Below are 16,490 nucleotides of genomic sequence, written 5' to 3'. Positions count from 1 at the left end.
TAACTGCATGACAACAAAGCAATTGGCTGGAACTGAGCGCCGATTCCGGCGACCATGGCGCCCTTGTCACCCCCTAGCTCACCGCAGGAGTCCGCGTGCCGCAACACAAGCCTGATCTGCCTCCCGAACTGCGCCCGTTGGCGCAAATGCCCTTGCTCAAGCGCCTGGCCGCGCGCCTGTTCGGCCATGGGCTGACCCGATTGCGCGCACAGCACCGGTTTTCCTGGTTGCACGGGCAGGCTGACGGTTTTCGCAGTGGTCACGAAGCGGGTGTGGAATATGGTTATCGCGAAGGCAAGGCCGATGGCATCGAGGAGGGCCGCCAAGTCCTGCTGATCCGCGACTTTCGCCCCGATGAGCACCGTGCGCCCGGTATTGATGACAGTCTGTTCGATGATTGGCGCCTGCCCCTGACGGCGCACGTGAAGAAACGCATCAAGGCCGACGTCGCCCGCTTGCTGCCGGCCCATGCCCAGCCCAGTGTGGCGCAATGGAAGATGATTTTCAGCGACACGCCGTCCACCTCCGTGATCGCCGGCGCCGGTGCAGGCAAGTCCACCTCGCTGGTCCTGCGCATCCTGCTGCTCACCCATTACCTGGGCTTTGAATTGAGCTCGATGACCGTGGTGACCTTCACCCGCGAATCGCGCAAAGACTTCATCAACAAGCTCATGGAGATTCTTGGCCTGTGGGGGCAACCCCTTGACCTGAAAGAGGCTCAGGCGGTGGTGCGCACTTTTCACTCGCGCATCCTCCCGATGGTCCGCAGCCTGCCGGGGTTTGAGCGTCTGCAAGCGTTCGAGAACCTGAACGCGGGTGTCGAGGATGCTGACAGTAACCCGTTCGACCTGCGCATCAACGACGCCCAGCGTCAGCAGATGAATGCCTGCTACCACCGGCTACACGGCCAGCACCCGCGCTTTCGAGAGCTGATCGCGCCATTGGCCCGGCATGGCCTGCAGCTCAAGGAGCTGGAACGTGATCACCCGGATGTGCAAAAGCGCATGGCAGTGACCGAACTGGCGGCCAAACGCGATGAAGAGCTCTGCGACGTGATCGAAGACCTGTGGCTTCGCGCTGGCGCGTGGCCGATCAAGGGCATTGAATCCAATCGCCAGACTATCGAGATCAACGGCGCTCAGTTCCATTGCCATGGTTACATCCCCGAGCTGGACGCGTGGGTGGTGCTGGGATTCGATTCCCGGGAAAACGCCCAGCTCAGCCGGCCCAATGCCAAGCTGTCAGTGCGTGCGGAATGGGCGGTTAAGCGCACCCTGTTTCAAGCTTTCTGCCGTAAGCCATTGATTTGGCTTGATAGCTACGAATCGTCCAAGCGCCTTTTAAGCAGTTTGGCGGGGGATGCCTGCGCGGGCCCTGGGTTTGATTACAAGGTCAAAGGCGAACTGGCGTCCGCGCCGTTGCTGGACAGTTTTGTCATGGCCGCCGGCTTTATCGAAAACCTTGGGTTGGACGTGCCGACGGCCGTGGGCAAGATGACCTTCGCCAAGGACGATCCTGACCGTTTCTTCTTCGAGGCCTTGAGCATTTTCTGGAAAGCCCTGGAAGATCATCTACTCGATCAGTCGCCGCCGATCATGACCTACAACCGCATGTTCTCGCTGTTCGGCGAAAACACCCCGGAAAACCTCAAGTTGCTCAGCGACCCACTGCTACGGCCGTTGTCGCACCTGATGATCGACGAGTTCCAGGATGTGTCGCCGCAGATCGTCTCGTGGATCCGCGCCAGCCTGCGGGAAATCCGCAGCCGTGGCCCGGCCATGCACGTGGGGCGCGGTGCCCAGTATTCTTCGTTGTTGTGCGTGGGCGATGATTGGCAATCGATTTACGGCTGGCGGGGCAGTTCGCCCAAGTATTTCATGGAGTTCGATCAGGAATTCCCGTCACCCAGCACCACCCGCGTGATGCTGGGCGAGAATTACCGCAGCCACCAACACATCATCGACGCTGCCGAGCACATCGTACGCGCCGCGCCGGCCATCCCCGGCAAGAAAGCCAAGGCCAGTGGCACGCCCAAGGCGTTGGAGCCAGTCAAGGTACTGGTACGTGACGATGCGGCGCTGGGTCGCCAGTTGCTGGAGCACTATCAAAAGGGCGATTCGGTATTAATGCTGTATCGAAAAAGTAGCGATAAGCTACTGATTAAAGAGCATATTCAGTCAGTAGTTAATGTGGATTCTAGCTTGCCGGCTCAGTCACGCAGGTTGAAACAGCTGACCTATCACAGTGCTAAAGGCTTGCAGGCGGACGCCGTGTTTCTGCTGGGAGATTGCCAGCACCTGACCAGTTCGCCCTATAAGAACCAGGTCTATCGCATGGCTGGCCTGGGTAAATCTGGCGACAGCGAACCCTATGACTCGGCGCAAAAAGACGAAGTGCTGCGCCTGGCGTACGTGGGCATCACCCGGGCCGTCAGCCATTGCTACTGGTATGTGGAAAAGCCCGAAGGCCAGGCAGTGAATATGCCTAAGGCCTCGGAGCGTGTAGACGGGAAGAAAGCGTTTTTTGACGATCAACGCAGCTAAAGGCTGATCGATCACGCCCGAAGGGACAAAGGCGGCACAAACGACTCCAACTCATCTTCCACCGCCTCGATAATCCGCTCCACGTCGGCGGCATTCATTACCGTGGCACAGGGAATGCCGGCGATGGCAATCAGCGTTTCGCCGCTGGCACGGTCGAAGAGGCGCACGATCATGCTGCCGGGCGCGTCCATGCTGCCCTCGAAGCCCATCGGATGAAAATGCCAGCGCATCAGCTGGCAGGCGTTGGGGAACGTCACTTTATTCATGTTGCCCACCTTGTTCATTGAGCGCTTCCTTTAGCTCGCGGCAGGGGGCCATGACCGTCACTGGTCTTGGCAGGGTTGGTTTCAAAAATAGCATTCGTTCTCAACCGGAGGTGACTTTTTTCGCCCCGTTCGGCGGTTGTTTTCCTAAAGGTTGACGTGGGTCAGGTCCTACTGAAACCTGGGCAAATAGCCATTAGTCAAAAGTGCGCCTGGCCATTGAACGCACCAGCGAATTTCGGCAATCTCCACGGTCTACCCCGCCGCAGAGCCGAACATGCCTGACATCGCCCCTGACGATGATTGCCTGCACACCCAAGCCACGGGTGACCTGGTGTTACGTCATCACCTGTGCTGGCGCCATCGTGACTTGGACGGGGTGATGTCCTACTACCACCCGGATATCCAATACCACGACTTTTTTCAGAACCGCGTAGTCGGTTACGCCGAGCTGCGCGACTACCTGCAAGCCAGCATGCCCCGCCAGGCTGACGAAGCGATTGAACACACCGACCGCATCCGCGCCGACGGTGATACCGCCTTTATCCAGTACCGCATCACCCTGCGTGGCGGCCAGGGGCTGGTGTCATTCCGTACCAGCGAGGCCATCACCGTGCGCGACGGGCTGATCTGGCGCGTCAATGAATACGCCTCATTGGTGCACGAACAACCGTCCCAGGCCCAGCGCCCCAGCGTCAGCCGCCTGGGCCTGTCCCCCCAGCAACTGGGGCATATGGCCAATGACTTGCAGCAGTATTTCGAACGCAAGCAAGCGTATCTGGACCCGGACCTGGACCTGCAGCGGGTCGCCAAGGAGTGCGGATACAGCCGTAATCAGATTTCTTACCTGCTCAATCAAGTGCTCGGGCAAAGCTTCTACCGCTACGTCAACCAGGCGCGGCTGCAGCATTTGCTCGCCGCGCTGGACAAGGCGCAGCCGCCGATCAAGGTCGACGACCTGGCCTTTGCCGCCGGTTTCAATTCGCTGTCGGCGTTCTACAGCGCCTTCCGCCAGCACACCGGCCAATCGCCCAAGGCCTACGTCAAACAAATTTCCCTGCGTGCACGCGCGCAAGACAGTGAATAACCGCCGGCTCTAGGATCACCCCATCGAAACGTGGGTGGGGAGCTTGGCATGCCGGCATGGCGCAACATCAGTTTATGGATGGACCAACTGGACGACCCGCTGGTGGCGCGGCCGTCCCTGGAACACGACCTGGACGTCGATGTGGCCATTATCGGCGCCGGCTACACCGGGCTGTGGACCGCCTACTACCTGAAACGCCAGGCACCTGAGCTGAAAATCGCGATCATCGAGGCGCAAACCGCCGGCTTCGGTGCATCGGGCCGCAACGGTGGCTGGCTGATGGGCAACCTGTTGGGCGAAGACCGCCTGCTGGCCGGCCTGGCACCTGAACAACGCCGCGCCTCCTTCGACCTGCTGCACGGCATTCCCGATGAAGTGGCCCAGGTCCTGGCCCGCGAAGGCATCGACTGCGACTACCGCAAGGGCGGCGCCCTTTACTGCGCGGCACGCTACCCCGAGCAGGAGGCCAGCCTGCGGGCCTACCTGGACAAGCTCTACGCCCAAGGCCTCAGCGAAGCCGATTACCGCTGGCTGAGCCCGCAGCAGTTAGCGGAGCAGATCCGCATCGCCAAACCCTATGGCGGTATTTATGCACCCCACGTCGCGACGATCCACCCGGCCAAGCTGGTGCGCGGGCTGGCGCGAGCCGTGGAGCGCCTGGGCGTGACGATTTACGAAAAAAGTCCGGTCACCCAGTGGCAGTCCGGCAGCCTGCGCACCGCGACGGCCAGTGTGCGCGCCGGTTGGGTAGTGCCCGCCGTCGAGGGTTACGCGAACACCTTGCCGCCCTTGGGCCGCTACCAGTTGCCGGTGCAGAGTTTGATCGTCGCCACTGAGCCACTGCCCGCCAGCACCTGGGACGAAATTGGCCTGCGCCACGGCCAGGCCTTTGGCGAAAGCAGCCGCCAGGTCACCTATGGCCAGCGCACGGCGGATAACCGACTGGTGTTCGGTGCCCGCGGCGGTTACCAGTTCGCTGGCAGGTTGCGCCACAACTTCGATCTGACTGACAGCGAAGTGGAGCTGCGTCGCTACCTGTTCGGCGAACTCTTCCCACAGCTCAAGAACGTGCGGATTACCCATTCCTGGGGCGGCAACCTTGGTATGTCGCGTAATTTCCGACCGCACATGCTCTGTGACCACAACACCGGCATCGCGCTGTCTGGCGGGTACGGCGGGGAGGGCGTGGGTGCCACCAACCTGGGGGGCCGCACGCTGGCGGATTTGATCCTCGGGCGCGACACGCCCCTGACCCATCAACCCTGGGTGATCCGCGAGCGCGGTCTTGACGCGCTCAAGGCCTGGGAACCCGAACCGTGCCGCTGGCTGGGTTACAACGCGATCATTCGTAGTTTTGTCCATGAAGACCAGGTGTTGGCCAACCCCAACACCGCCCCTTGGCGCCGCAAGCTGGCGACCGGCGTGGCCAGGTTCATGGAAGGGTTCATGCACTGAGTCGTTTCACTTACACGGGAAAACCCCATGAGCATCACGCAATTCAAAGACACGCTGAATGCCCACCTGCCGGATTCATCACCCGTGGCCGTGCCCTTGGGCGAGCCGATTGCGGTGGCCTCTACCTTGAGCGTAGAGCGCAGCGATGGCGTCGAAACCGGCATCTGGGCCTGCACCCCAGGCCGCTGGCGTCGGCAGATCAAATCCCAGGAGTTTTGCCACTTTATCCAGGGCCGCTGCACCTTCACCCCCGACAACGGTGAAACCGTCCACATACAAGCCGGCGACGCACTGATGTTGCCGGCCAACAGCACCGGAATCTGGGATATCCAGGAAACCGTGCGCAAGACTTACGTACTGATTCTGTAACGCTTTGATCCTTGATCGCCTGCCATAAAAACAGCCCTAAAACCGCCAGGAAATCGAACCATGAAAGCCATTGCCCTGTTGCCCTTGATGTTGGTGGCCTCTATCAGCCAGGCCGCCGAGACGGTGAAGATCTACAACTGGTCGAGCTACATTGCGCCAGACACCACGAAGAACTTCCAGAAGCAGACCGGGATCGGTTTCAGCTACGACGTGTACGACAGTAACGAAACCCTCGACGGTAAGCTGATGACTGGCAACTCCGGTTATGACGTGGTGTTTCCGTCCAACCACTTCATGGCCCGGCAGATCCAGGGCGGCGCCTTGAAGAAGCTCGACAAGAGCCAGTTGCCCAATTGGAAAAACCTCAACCCGGTGCTGCTCAAGGCATTGGAGAACAACGATCCGGGCAATGCCCATGGCTTCCCGTATCTGTGGGGCAGCACCGGCATCGGCTACAACATCGACAGGGTCAAGGCCGTGCTGGGGGATAACGCTCCGGTGGACTCCTGGGACTTGATCTTCAAGCCCGAGTACATGGAAAAACTCAGCAAGTGCGGGGTGGCCATCCTCGATAATGGCCCGGAACTGTTGCCCATCGCCCTCAATTACCTGGGGCTGGCGCCTCACAGCAAGAACCCGGAGGACTACAAAAAGGCGGAAGCCTTGCTGATGAAAGTGCGGCCTTACGTGGCGTACTTCCACTCCTCGAAATACACCGGCGACCTGGCCAATGGCGATATCTGCGTGGCCGTCGGCTTCTCCGGCGATGTGCTGCAGGCCGAAAGCCGCGCCAAGGAAGCCAAGAACGGCGTGAAGATCGGGTATCAGATCCCCAAGGAAGGCGCCGCGATCTGGTTCGACATGGTGGCCATGCCTGCCGATGCCCCGGATGAAAAGGCCGGCTACGCGTTCATGAACTACCTGCTGGAACCCCAGGTGATGGCGGACATTACCAACTCGGTGCATTACGCCAACGGCAACAGCGCGGCGGACAGCCTGGTGGATCCAGAGATCAAGGGCGACACCAAGATCTATCCAAGCGAGGCCATGATGGGCAAGTTGTTCGCACTGGAAGCGATGCCGCTGAATATCGACCGGATTCGCACGCGGGTCTGGAACACCATTCGCATGGGCCGCTAATCGGTAACATTTCGTCGCCCAATGGGCGCTCTGTTTAGACGTTGTTGTCTGTAGCTTCCTTGCCTCCTTTCAATAAAGCGGGGCAAGGAATGCTCATATCAAACAAGTCAGGACGGTTGCGTACAGGGCGGGTTTCACAGGTGGGCGGGGTGTATTTGCTCACCGCTGTGGTCAATCGACGAGAACCGATCTTTGATGATTGGCGGCTTGGACGGCTGGTTGTCAGGCAGTTTCGCGACGCGCATGAAGATGAGTGGGTTGATTCCCTGGCATTCGTCGTGATGCCAGACCACCTGCATTGGTTGGTTCAACTGCGGGACAAGACCTTGGCAGAAGTGATGTGCCGGCTTAAATCGCGCAGCAGCCTGGCGGTCAACCGGGCTCTGGGTCGAAAAGGGCGGCTATGGCAGAAGGGCTATCATGATCGTGGCGTGCGGCGAGAGGAGGATTTGAAAGACTTCGCGCGTTACGTGGTGTTGAACCCCCTGCGCGCGGGGTTGGTAAAGCGTATTCACGATTATCCGCTTTGGGATGTTTGGTGGTTGTAGGTCCGTCACGCAGCCTCGCCAAGGCCGTAGATACCGTCTTGACGCTCACCGGGCAACCCCCAAGGTTTGGGTCGTAGCAGCTGCCGAGCGCAAGCGAGGCTGCGTTGAGGGGCCCGCAGATCGCGGGGTGTCAATACGTCCGCCACGCAGCCTCGCTTGCGCTCGGCAGCTGCTACGAGGGTTTTTGTGGTGCTGGATAAGACGGTATCTACGCCGCCGCCGATCTCATTGAGCATCTACGGGTTCTCCAGATCATGTCCCAGCGACTGGATAAATAGCGAAAACAGCTCCGGCTGTGACGAGATATCGAGCTTGGCGTACAAATGCCGACGGTGCACTTTCACTGTGTCTGGCGAGATGTTCAGGCGTTCAGCCATGGCCTTGGAGGAAAAACCGCGCAATACCAGGCGGGCGATTTCCAGCTCGCGGTCCGAAAGCACGCCGCAACCGAACTGGCTCAAGGCATCCCTGATCTGGCTGTCCATGGCCGGTGCGCGCTGAGTACTTTGCTGCCAATGCTGCTGCATCAACGGTAGTACCCAGGCCGCCATCATCGTCATCAGCCCGGTCTCATCGGCACTGAACCGCCGCTGCATGCCCAACGACAGCGACAACGTCCCCGCACCGGGCAGTTGCAGGATGAATTGCACCTCATCTTCCAGCACATTGTCGTGAAAGTAGTTGAGGAAGTACTCACTCTGACGGAAATGGTCCGGTGCCACTTCCTCCAGGCGATAAACACCGCTGGCATAACCTTCGCGGCACGCCTGGAAAAACGGATCGAGCAAGTACAGGCCATTGAGGTACGTCAGCATCGACGCCGGTTTGCTGCTGGGCTGGGCGTCGTATTCTTCCAAGGCCTGGGGCGCACCCTCCTGCGGGTAGAAAATCGCCAGGGCGTTATCGAAGGGCAGGCACTGGTGCAGCAACAGCACCAACTGTTTCCAGAAACGCTCGGTACCGATGTGCGCGACGGTGCGGCCCAGGCCAGCGTGCATGCCGACCTCACGAAACAGGCTCATATCACAGGCTCCCGCCAGCAAAAGATCGTCCAAGGGTTCGGCTTTTGCCGGATGCCGTCAAGGGGAGTACGCCAATAGGGGAATTGGCTGACAAGCCACCTGCGGATAACGTCTTCATCATTCAACGGGAAACATATCCCGACACATAGATCATTTTTCGTTTCTGCCTCATACCAAGAACAACGACAGAGGATAACGATATGAGCACTTCCCCCACGCCCGACGGCGTGTTGAAACCTACCCTGAGCGTATTCGATGTAGTGGCCATCACCGTTTCCGCAGTGACGCCGGCCAGTTCCGTATTTGTGATTGCGCCGTTTGCCATCCAGCAGGCGGGCAGTGGCGTGTTCCTGGCATTCGTAATGGCGGGCCTGCTCGCGCTGATGTTCGCGTTTTGCTACGCCGAACTGGGCCGCGCCCACAACAGCGCCGGTGGCGAATATGTGTACGCCAAGCGCGTGTTTGGCGGCATGGCCGGCTATGCGACCTTCCTTACCGTGCTGGTGATGTTGCTGTTTATCCCGCCGGTGTTGGCCACCGGGGCTGCGACGTATCTCAACAACGCCTTGGGCACGAAGTTTGATTCGCAAACCGTCGCCCTGGTGATCGTCGTGTGCAGTTACGCCCTGGGCATCCTCAATATCAAGCTCAATGCGTGGATCACCGGCACCTGTTTGCTGCTGGAAGTGGCGGCCTTGCTGGTCATCGTAGTGATCGGGTTTGGCAACCCGGTGCAGCCCGCGAGTGTGTTGTTCCAGCCGCAGATTGTCGAAAACGGCGTGCTGCACCTCGCGCCCTGGGCCTTGGTGATCGGCGCGGTGGGCATCGGTCTGTTTTCCTACAACGGCTACGGCCCGGCAGTGTTGCTGGCCGAAGACATGAAGTGCGGCGGCAAGGGCGTGCACAAGGCGGTGCTGTGGTCCCTGGGCCTGGTGGTGGTGATTGAGCTGGTGCCGATCACCGCGCTGTTGATCGGCGCGCCGTCCCTGAGCGAAATGATCAGCAGCCCCGACCCCATTGGCTACCTGCTCACCAGCCATGGCAATGAAACCCTGTCGCGCCTGGTCAGCGCCGGGATCTTCCTCTCAGTGTTCAACGCGATTGTGGCCATCGTGATCCAGATCGGCCGCGTGGTATTCAGCAGCGGGCGCGATGCGCTGTGGACGCCGACCATCAACAAACTGTTCACCCGCATTCACCCCCGCTGGGATTCGCCGTGGCTGGCTACGCTGTTCCTGGCGATCCCGTCGGCGTTGCTCAGCTTCAGTTCCAACCTGGCCGACCTCACCTCGTTCAGCGTGTTGCTGATTATCCTGGTGTACCTGGTGGTGGCGTTGAGCGCGTTGATGAGCCGGGTGTTGCTGCGCGATCGCGAGCACCCGTATCGCATGCCGCTGTGGCCGTTGCCGGCACTGTTGGCGGTGATCGGTGCAGGTTACCTGCTGGTGACCCTGATCTATGCGGCGTCGGTGCGCGACATCATGATCATCCTCGGCTTGCTGGCCCTGTCGGTGATTTTCTATTGCATCAGCGGCCGGTCGAGTCCGGTCTTTCAGAAATTGTAAGGAGTGGTTATGCGCGCACGTCAATTGGGCATCACGTTGGGGCTGGGTACACCGGGTGAGTTGAATGCCATCACCGATGTACCGGGCGTGCGGGTGGGCCACAGCACCCTCAACACCCGTATCGATGGCAAGCACGTGCGCACCGGCGTGACGGTGGTCCAGCCACGCGCCGGGGAAGCACGCCAGCAACCGTGCTTTGCCGGCTACCACGTACTCAATGGCAACGGCGATGCCACAGGGCTGGAGTGGATCAGCGAAGCGGGGCTGTTGACCACGCCGCTGGCCATCACCAACACCCACAGCATCGGCATTGTGCGCGACACCCTGATTGCCCTGGAGCGCGAGCGCCTGGCAGACCCGGCCGTGTATTGGTGCATGCCGGTGGTGATGGAGACCTACGACGGGCTGCTCAACGATATCTGGGGCCAACATGTGAAGCCCGAGCATGTGCGCGAGGCCCTCAGCAATGCCGAAACCGGTCCGGTGCAGGAGGGCGCGGTGGGCGGTGGCACCGGGATGATCTGCCACGAGTTCAAGGGCGGCATCGGCACGGCGTCGCGGCGCTTGCCGGCGGAGCAGGGCGGTTGGACCGTCGGCGTGTTGGTGCAGGCCAACCATGGCAAGCGCCAGGAGCTGCGCGTCGACGGCTACCCGGTGGGGCGCCGGTTGATGGACATTCCATCGCCCTTCGCCGAGCGCGGCACGCCAGGCATGGGTTCCATCGTAGTGATCCTCGCCACGGATGCGCCGTTGCTGCCCCACCAATGCCAGCGCCTGGCGCAACGTGCGTCCATCGGCATCGCCCGCACCGGCGGCGGTACCGAAGACTCCAGTGGCGACCTGTTCCTGGCCTTCGCCACCGGCAACCAGGACCTGCCGGCGGCGGACTACGGGCGCAAGGGCCTGCCGTTCAGCAGTGCCTTGCAAATGGTCAATAACGACCACATCTCGCCGCTGTTCAGTGCGGCGGCCGAGGCCGTAGAAGAGGCAATCATCAATGCCATCCTCGCGGGTGAGACCATGAGCACCGATGACGGCGTGCAAGTGCCGGGTTTGACCGGCGAGTCGCTGCTACAGGCATTGCATGACACCGGCTGGAGTATGTCCCGGTAATGGGGGACAACTCCTATTATTAGTTTAAATACTGGCCGTTTAATGTTGCCAATGGCACCGTGGCAATATATTGGATCCATTTAATAAGCGCGCCGCTCAACTTGAGCGGCGTTAGCGCTATTTAATATTTAAATAGGGGTTGGTTGTTTTTTGTCGGACAAAATCAAGTTGGCCCAATAAACGCGGCACAAAACTTCAATTAGTTACCAGGCTGCGACTTTTTCACGTTGGAAATAGATGTGGACGAAAGATTTCAAGTTGTGTCAGTTTTCTTACGCCTTCAAAAGAGGCGAGTGATAGGACGATCTCGCCCGCGGGGTTCCTATCGATCAAAGACTGATGCACTTGCAAACAAGGAAGTACGTTTATGTCCAAAGTAAAAGACAAGGCTATCGTGTCGGCGGCGCAAGCCAGCACCGCTTACTCGCAAATCGATAGCTTCAGCCATCTGTATGACCGTGGCGGCAACCTCACGATCAATGGCAAACCGTCCTACACCGTCGACCAAGCCGCCACCCAGCTGCTGCGCGACGGCGCCGCTTACCGGGACTTTGACGGCAATGGCAAGATCGACCTGACCTACACCTTCCTGACCTCGGCGTCGTCGAGCACCATGAACAAACATGGCATCTCCGGCTTCAGCCAGTTCAACACCCAGCAGAAAGCACAGGCCGCACTGGCCATGCAATCCTGGGCGGATGTGGCCAACGTCACCTTCACCGAGAAAGCCACCGGCGGTGACGGCCACATGACCTTTGGCAACTACAGCAGTGGTCAGGATGGCGCGGCTGCGTTCGCCTACCTGCCCGGCACCGGTGCAGGCTACGACGGCACCTCGTGGTACCTGACCAACAACAGCTACACGCCAAACAAGACCCCGGACCTGAACAACTACGGCCGGCAGACCTTGACCCACGAAATCGGGCATACCCTCGGCCTGGCTCACCCTGGCGACTACAACGCCGGCGAAGGCGCGCCGACCTACAACGACGCGACCTATGGACAGGACACGCGCGGCTACAGCCTCATGAGTTACTGGAGCGAGAGCAACACCAACCAGAACTTCAGCAAAGGCGGCGTCGAGGCCTACGCTTCCGGCCCGCTGATCGACGACATTGCCGCGATCCAGAAGCTCTACGGCGCCAACTACAACACCCGCGCCGGCGACACCACCTACGGCTTCAACTCCAACACCGGGCGTGATTTCCTCAGCGCCACCTCCAACGCCGACAAGCTGGTGTTCTCGGTGTGGGACGGCGGTGGCAACGACACCCTGGACTTCTCCGGTTTCACCCAGAACCAGAAGATCAACCTCAATGAAGCTTCGTTCTCCGACGTGGGTGGCCTGGTGGGCAACGTGTCCATCGCCAAGGGCGTGACCATCGAAAACGCCTTCGGCGGAGCAGGCAACGACCTGATCATCGGCAACAACGCCGCCAACGTGATCAAGGGTGGGGCCGGCAACGACCTGATCTACGGCGCTGGCGGTGCGGACCAGCTGTGGGGCGGCGCAGGCAACGACACCTTTGTGTTCGGCGCCAGTTCCGACTCCAAGCCAGGGGCGGCAGACAAGATCTTTGACTTCACCTCGGGTTCGGACAAGATCGACCTCAGCGGCATTACCAAAGGCGCAGGCCTGACCTTCGTCAATGCGTTCACCGGGCATGCCGGCGACGCGGTATTGACCTACGCATCCGGCACCAACCTGGGTACGCTGGCCGTCGACTTCTCCGGGCACGGCGTGGCGGATTTCCTCGTCACCACCGTAGGCCAGGCAGCCGTCAGCGACATCGTGGCGTGATACAAAGGCGCGGCGTTTCGGCGTCGCGCCTCCAGGATGGAGCGTGAAGATGCAGCGTTTTTTCAACTTGATCGCCTGCGTGTTGCAGGTGATGTTCGTGTCGGCAGGAGCCCACGCAATGGCGAGCAGTCTTGTTTTACCCTCCAGCGCCCAATTGGCCGGGCATTGGCAATTGCACCAGCAGGATCAGGTCTGCGCCCTCGACCTGCTCGAACAGGCCAATGGCTTGAGCGGTGATGTAGCCTGTGCCGCGCAATGGCTGGGGGACACGCCGTTGACCTGGTCGCCCACACCGGACGGCATCTGGCTGTTCAACGCCGAAGGCAGCGGCATCACCCATTTGAATCGCCAGAAAGACGGCGACTATCAAGCGCGCACTAAATCCGGCGCCGTGGTTGAATTAAAACGTATGCCTTAGTTATCGCTATAAGTTTATAACTCGATTTTATTAGTTGGCCGGCCTTTATTCGGGGCTCGGGCAACTTATGCGCGCAATTTGGCTCAAGGAAGATCAGAACATATGGCCAAGCCCTCTGCGGTTGCGCCCTTATTCAAGGCGCTGGGTGAATACAAGAGCATCTTGATCAGTATTGGCTGCTTCACGGCGTTGATTAACCTGTTGATGCTGGTGCCGTCGATTTACATGCTGCAAGTGTACGACCGCGTGCTGTCCTCCCAGAACGAAACCACCCTGGTGATGTTGACGCTGATGGTCGTGGGCTTCTTCGCCTTTATTGGCACGCTGGAAGTGATCCGCAGTTTTATCGTGATCCGTATCGGCAGCCAGTTGGAACGGCGTTTCAACTTGCGTGTGTACAAGGCCGCGTTCGAGCGCAACCTGCAACGCGGCCAGGGGCATGCCGGGCAATCCCTGGGCGACCTGACCCATATCCGCCAGTTCATCACCGGGCCGGCGCTGTTCGCGTTTTTTGACGCGCCGTGGTTTCCGATCTACCTGTTTGTGATTTTCCTGTTCAACGTCTGGCTTGGGGTGCTGGCCAGCGCCGGCGCGGTATTGCTGATCGGCCTGGCATGCCTGAATGAATACCTGACCAAGAAACCCTTGGGCGAGGCCAGCGGTTTCTCCCAGCAATCGACCCAACTGGCCACCAGCCATTTGCATAACGCCGAAACCATCCAGGCCATGGGCATGCTCGGCGCGCTGCGCAAGCGCTGGTTTGCCGTGCACGCGCAGTTCCTCAACTTGCAGAACAAGGCCAGTGACACCGGTTCAGTCATCACCGCCCTGAGTAAATCCCTGCGCCTGTGTTTGCAGTCCCTGGTGCTGGGCCTGGGCGCACTCCTGGTGATCCGCGGCGATATGACGGCAGGGATGATGATTGCCGGTTCGATCCTGATGGGCCGTGTGCTCAGCCCCATCGACCAGTTGATTGCCGTGTGGAAGCAATGGAGTTCGGCCAAGCTGGCCTATCAGCGCCTGGATGAGTTGCTGCGCGAGTTTCCACCGGAGGTCGAGCAGATGGCCTTGCCGGCGCCCAAGGGCCAGGTCAGTTTCGAGCAGGTCAGCGCGGGCCCGCCGGGCAAGCGCGTGGCGATGCTGCATCACGTCAGTTTCAACCTGGGCGCGGGCGAGGTGCTCGGCGTGTTGGGGGCTTCGGGCTCGGGCAAGTCGACCCTGGCCCGTGTGCTGGTGGGTGTCTGGCCAACCCTGGCCGGCACGGTGCGGCTGGATGGCGCAGACATCCATCGCTGGGACCGCGACGACCTGGGCCCGCATATCGGTTACTTGCCCCAGGACATTGAGCTGTTCAGCGGCAGCATCGCCGACAACATCGCCCGCTTTCGCGAGGCCGACCCCGAGCGTGTGGTCAAGGCGGCGCAACAAGCCGGCGTGCACGAGCTGATCCTGCGCCTGCCCCAAGGCTACGACACGGTACTCGGCGACAACGGCGGCGGCCTGTCCGGCGGGCAGAAACAGCGCGTGGCCCTGGCCCGTGCGCTGTATGGCGAGCCACGCTTGATTGTGCTGGATGAACCCAACTCCAACCTCGACACCGTGGGCGAAGCCGCCTTGGCCAGCGCCATCGTGCAGATGAAGGCTCAAGGCAGCAGCGTGGTGCTGGTGACCCATCGGTCGTCGGCACTGGCCCAGGCCGACAAGTTGCTGGTGCTCAACGACGGCCGTTTGCAGGCATACGGACCGAGCCAAGAGGTGCTGCGTGCCTTGTCCGGCCAGCAGGAAGCGCCGAAAGACAAACCTGGCGTCAGTTTCAGTCGTCAGTACCAAGCGGGAAGGAATCCAGGCGCATGAGCAGTATCACTTTCGAACAACCTGTCAAAGAGCGCGACGCCGGTTTTTTTGCCCGTCTGGGCTGGCTGCTGACGGTGGTCGGCGCCGGTGGTTTCTTCCTGTGGGCCAGCCTCGCGCCCCTGGATCAGGGCATTCCGGTGCAAGGCACGGTGGTGGTGTCCGGCAAGCGCAAGGCCGTGCAAACCCTCAGCCCCGGTGTGGTCAGCCGTATCCTGGTGCGTGAAGGCGAGCAGGTGAAACAAGGCCAGCCGCTGTTCCGGCTTGACCAGACCCAGAACCAGGCCGACGTGCATTCGCTGCAGGCCCAGTACCGCATGGCCTGGGCCAGTGTGGCGCGCTGGCAAAGCGAGCGCGATAACCACGCCAGCATCACCTTTCCTGCCGAACTGAGCAGCCATCCCGATCCCGCCTTGGCGTTGGTGCTGGAAGGCCAGCGTCAGTTGTTCAGCAGCCGTCGCGAGGCCTTCGCCCGTGAACAGGCCGGCATTCGCGCGAATATCGACGGCGCCACCGCGCAACTCGGCGGCATGCGCCGTGCCCGCAGCGACCTGACCGCCCAGGCGCAATCCCTGCGTGATCAACTGAGCAACCTGCAACCCTTGGCCGACAACGGCTACATCCCGCGCAACCGGCTGATGGAGTACCAGCGCCAATTGTCCCAAGTGCAACAGGACCTGGCGCAGAACACCGGCGAAAGCGGTCGGGTGGAGCAGGGCATCGTCGAGTCACGCCTCAAGTTGCAGCAGCACAGCGAGGAATATCAGAAGGAAGTGCGCAGCCAGTTGGCCGACGCGCAACTGCGCAGCCTGACCCTGGAACAACAACTGACTTCCGCCGGGTTCGACCTGCAACACAGCGAAATCAACGCACCGGCCGACGGCATCGCGGTCAACCTTGGCGTACACACCGAAGGCGCCGTGGTGCGTGCCGGTGAAACCCTGCTGGAGATCGTGCCCCAAGGCACGCGCCTGGAAGTGGAAGGGCACCTGCCGGTGCATCTGGTGGACAAGGTTGGCACGCACTTGCCGGTGGATATTCTGTTCACCGCCTTCAACCAGAGCCGCACACCGCGTGTGCCGGGTGAGGTCAGCCTGATCTCGGCCGACCAGATGCTCGATGAGAAAACCGGCGCACCCTATTACGTGTTGCGCACGACGGTGAGCGAGGCCGCGCTGGGAAAACTCCACGGCCTGGTGATCAAGCCCGGCATGCCTGCCGAGATGTTCGTGCGCACCGGTGAACGTTCGTTGCTCAACTACCTGTTCAAGCCGTTGCTGGATCGCGCCGGCTCCGCGTTGACTGAGGAATGAAC

At 60.6% G+C, this 16,490-nt stretch carries 14 protein-coding genes; 12 read left to right on the top strand and 2 right to left on the bottom strand.

Translation table 11 applies throughout. From position 1 onward, the window contains the following. The first annotated feature begins 95 nt into the window (after nucleotides 1-95). Nucleotides 96-2,543 (top strand): UvrD-helicase domain-containing protein, encoded by a 2,448-nt coding sequence (locus NDJ82_RS13160; RefSeq protein ID WP_250925652.1) that lies wholly within the window; start codon nucleotides 96-98, stop codon nucleotides 2,541-2,543. Nucleotides 2,544-2,554: 11 nt separating this feature from the next. On the opposite strand, the gene NDJ82_RS13155 is transcribed toward NDJ82_RS13160, so the two are convergent. Then, the gene (locus NDJ82_RS13155) at nucleotides 2,555-2,827 is read right to left on the bottom strand and encodes a DUF1652 domain-containing protein (protein WP_034135599.1); all 273 of its coding nucleotides are present in this window, start codon (nucleotides 2,825-2,827) and stop codon (nucleotides 2,555-2,557) included. A 256-nt stretch (nucleotides 2,828-3,083) separates the two neighbouring features. On the opposite strand from NDJ82_RS13155, the gene NDJ82_RS13150 reads away from it, so the two are divergent. From NDJ82_RS13150 to NDJ82_RS13130, 5 genes are all read left to right on the top strand, one after another. Beyond that, nucleotides 3,084-3,893, top strand: coding sequence for a helix-turn-helix transcriptional regulator (locus NDJ82_RS13150; RefSeq protein ID WP_099582876.1), 810 nt, complete (start codon nucleotides 3,084-3,086; stop codon nucleotides 3,891-3,893). Nucleotides 3,894-3,941: 48 nt separating this feature from the next. Beyond that, a complete protein-coding gene (locus tag NDJ82_RS13145; RefSeq protein ID WP_250925651.1) occupies nucleotides 3,942-5,348 on the top strand; it encodes an NAD(P)/FAD-dependent oxidoreductase in 1,407 nt (468 codons plus the stop codon). Nucleotides 5,349-5,375: 27 nt separating this feature from the next. Further along, nucleotides 5,376-5,717: a cupin domain-containing protein gene (locus NDJ82_RS13140; RefSeq protein WP_112195211.1), complete on the top strand. Its 342-nt coding sequence runs from the start codon at nucleotides 5,376-5,378 to the stop codon at nucleotides 5,715-5,717. Between the two features lie 60 nt (nucleotides 5,718-5,777). Next, nucleotides 5,778-6,857 carry a polyamine ABC transporter substrate-binding protein gene (locus NDJ82_RS13135; RefSeq protein WP_158878163.1) on the top strand — a complete coding sequence of 360 codons (1,080 nt, stop codon included), beginning with the start codon at nucleotides 5,778-5,780 and terminating at the stop codon, nucleotides 6,855-6,857. A gap of 89 nt (nucleotides 6,858-6,946) precedes the next feature. Further along, entirely contained in the window at nucleotides 6,947-7,405 is a 459-nt protein-coding gene (locus NDJ82_RS13130; protein ID WP_099582881.1) for an REP-associated tyrosine transposase, read from the top strand. Between the two features lie 236 nt (nucleotides 7,406-7,641). Here the strand turns inward: NDJ82_RS13130 and NDJ82_RS13125 are convergent, their stop codons facing one another. Beyond that, nucleotides 7,642-8,427 carry a helix-turn-helix transcriptional regulator gene (locus tag NDJ82_RS13125; RefSeq protein WP_099582885.1) on the bottom strand — a complete coding sequence of 262 codons (786 nt, stop codon included), beginning with the start codon at nucleotides 8,425-8,427 and terminating at the stop codon, nucleotides 7,642-7,644. A gap of 200 nt (nucleotides 8,428-8,627) precedes the next feature. Between NDJ82_RS13125 and NDJ82_RS13120 the strand changes: the two genes are divergently transcribed. The 6 genes from NDJ82_RS13120 (at nucleotide 8,628) to NDJ82_RS13095 (ending at nucleotide 16,488) form a co-directional block, all read left to right on the top strand. After that, nucleotides 8,628-9,992: an APC family permease gene (locus NDJ82_RS13120; protein ID WP_250925650.1), complete on the top strand. Its 1,365-nt coding sequence runs from the start codon at nucleotides 8,628-8,630 to the stop codon at nucleotides 9,990-9,992. Between the two features lie 9 nt (nucleotides 9,993-10,001). After that, entirely contained in the window at nucleotides 10,002-11,105 is a 1,104-nt protein-coding gene (locus NDJ82_RS13115) for a DmpA family aminopeptidase (RefSeq protein ID WP_250925649.1), read from the top strand. A gap of 367 nt (nucleotides 11,106-11,472) precedes the next feature. Beyond that, nucleotides 11,473-12,906 (top strand): serralysin family metalloprotease, encoded by a 1,434-nt coding sequence (locus tag NDJ82_RS13110; RefSeq protein WP_158878161.1) that lies wholly within the window; start codon nucleotides 11,473-11,475, stop codon nucleotides 12,904-12,906. A 49-nt stretch (nucleotides 12,907-12,955) separates the two neighbouring features. Continuing rightward, complete coding sequence (locus NDJ82_RS13105) at nucleotides 12,956-13,324, top strand: AprI/Inh family metalloprotease inhibitor (protein ID WP_099582891.1); 369 nt, start codon at nucleotides 12,956-12,958, stop codon at nucleotides 13,322-13,324. A gap of 102 nt (nucleotides 13,325-13,426) precedes the next feature. Continuing rightward, nucleotides 13,427-15,178 (top strand): type I secretion system permease/ATPase, encoded by a 1,752-nt coding sequence (locus tag NDJ82_RS13100; RefSeq protein WP_099582892.1) that lies wholly within the window; start codon nucleotides 13,427-13,429, stop codon nucleotides 15,176-15,178. After that, nucleotides 15,175-16,488, top strand: coding sequence for an HlyD family type I secretion periplasmic adaptor subunit (locus NDJ82_RS13095; protein ID WP_250925648.1), 1,314 nt, complete (start codon nucleotides 15,175-15,177; stop codon nucleotides 16,486-16,488). Before NDJ82_RS13100 ends, NDJ82_RS13095 begins: the two co-directional genes overlap by 4 nt. Nucleotides 16,489-16,490 lie beyond the last annotated feature (2 nt).

The organism is Pseudomonas sp. SR18 (genome assembly GCF_023701505.1).
Lineage (GTDB): Bacteria > Pseudomonadota > Gammaproteobacteria > Pseudomonadales > Pseudomonadaceae > Aquipseudomonas > Aquipseudomonas cyclaminis.
Note: the sequence above shows the minus strand (reverse complement) of the source record. Positions and strands in the feature narration are given on the sequence as shown.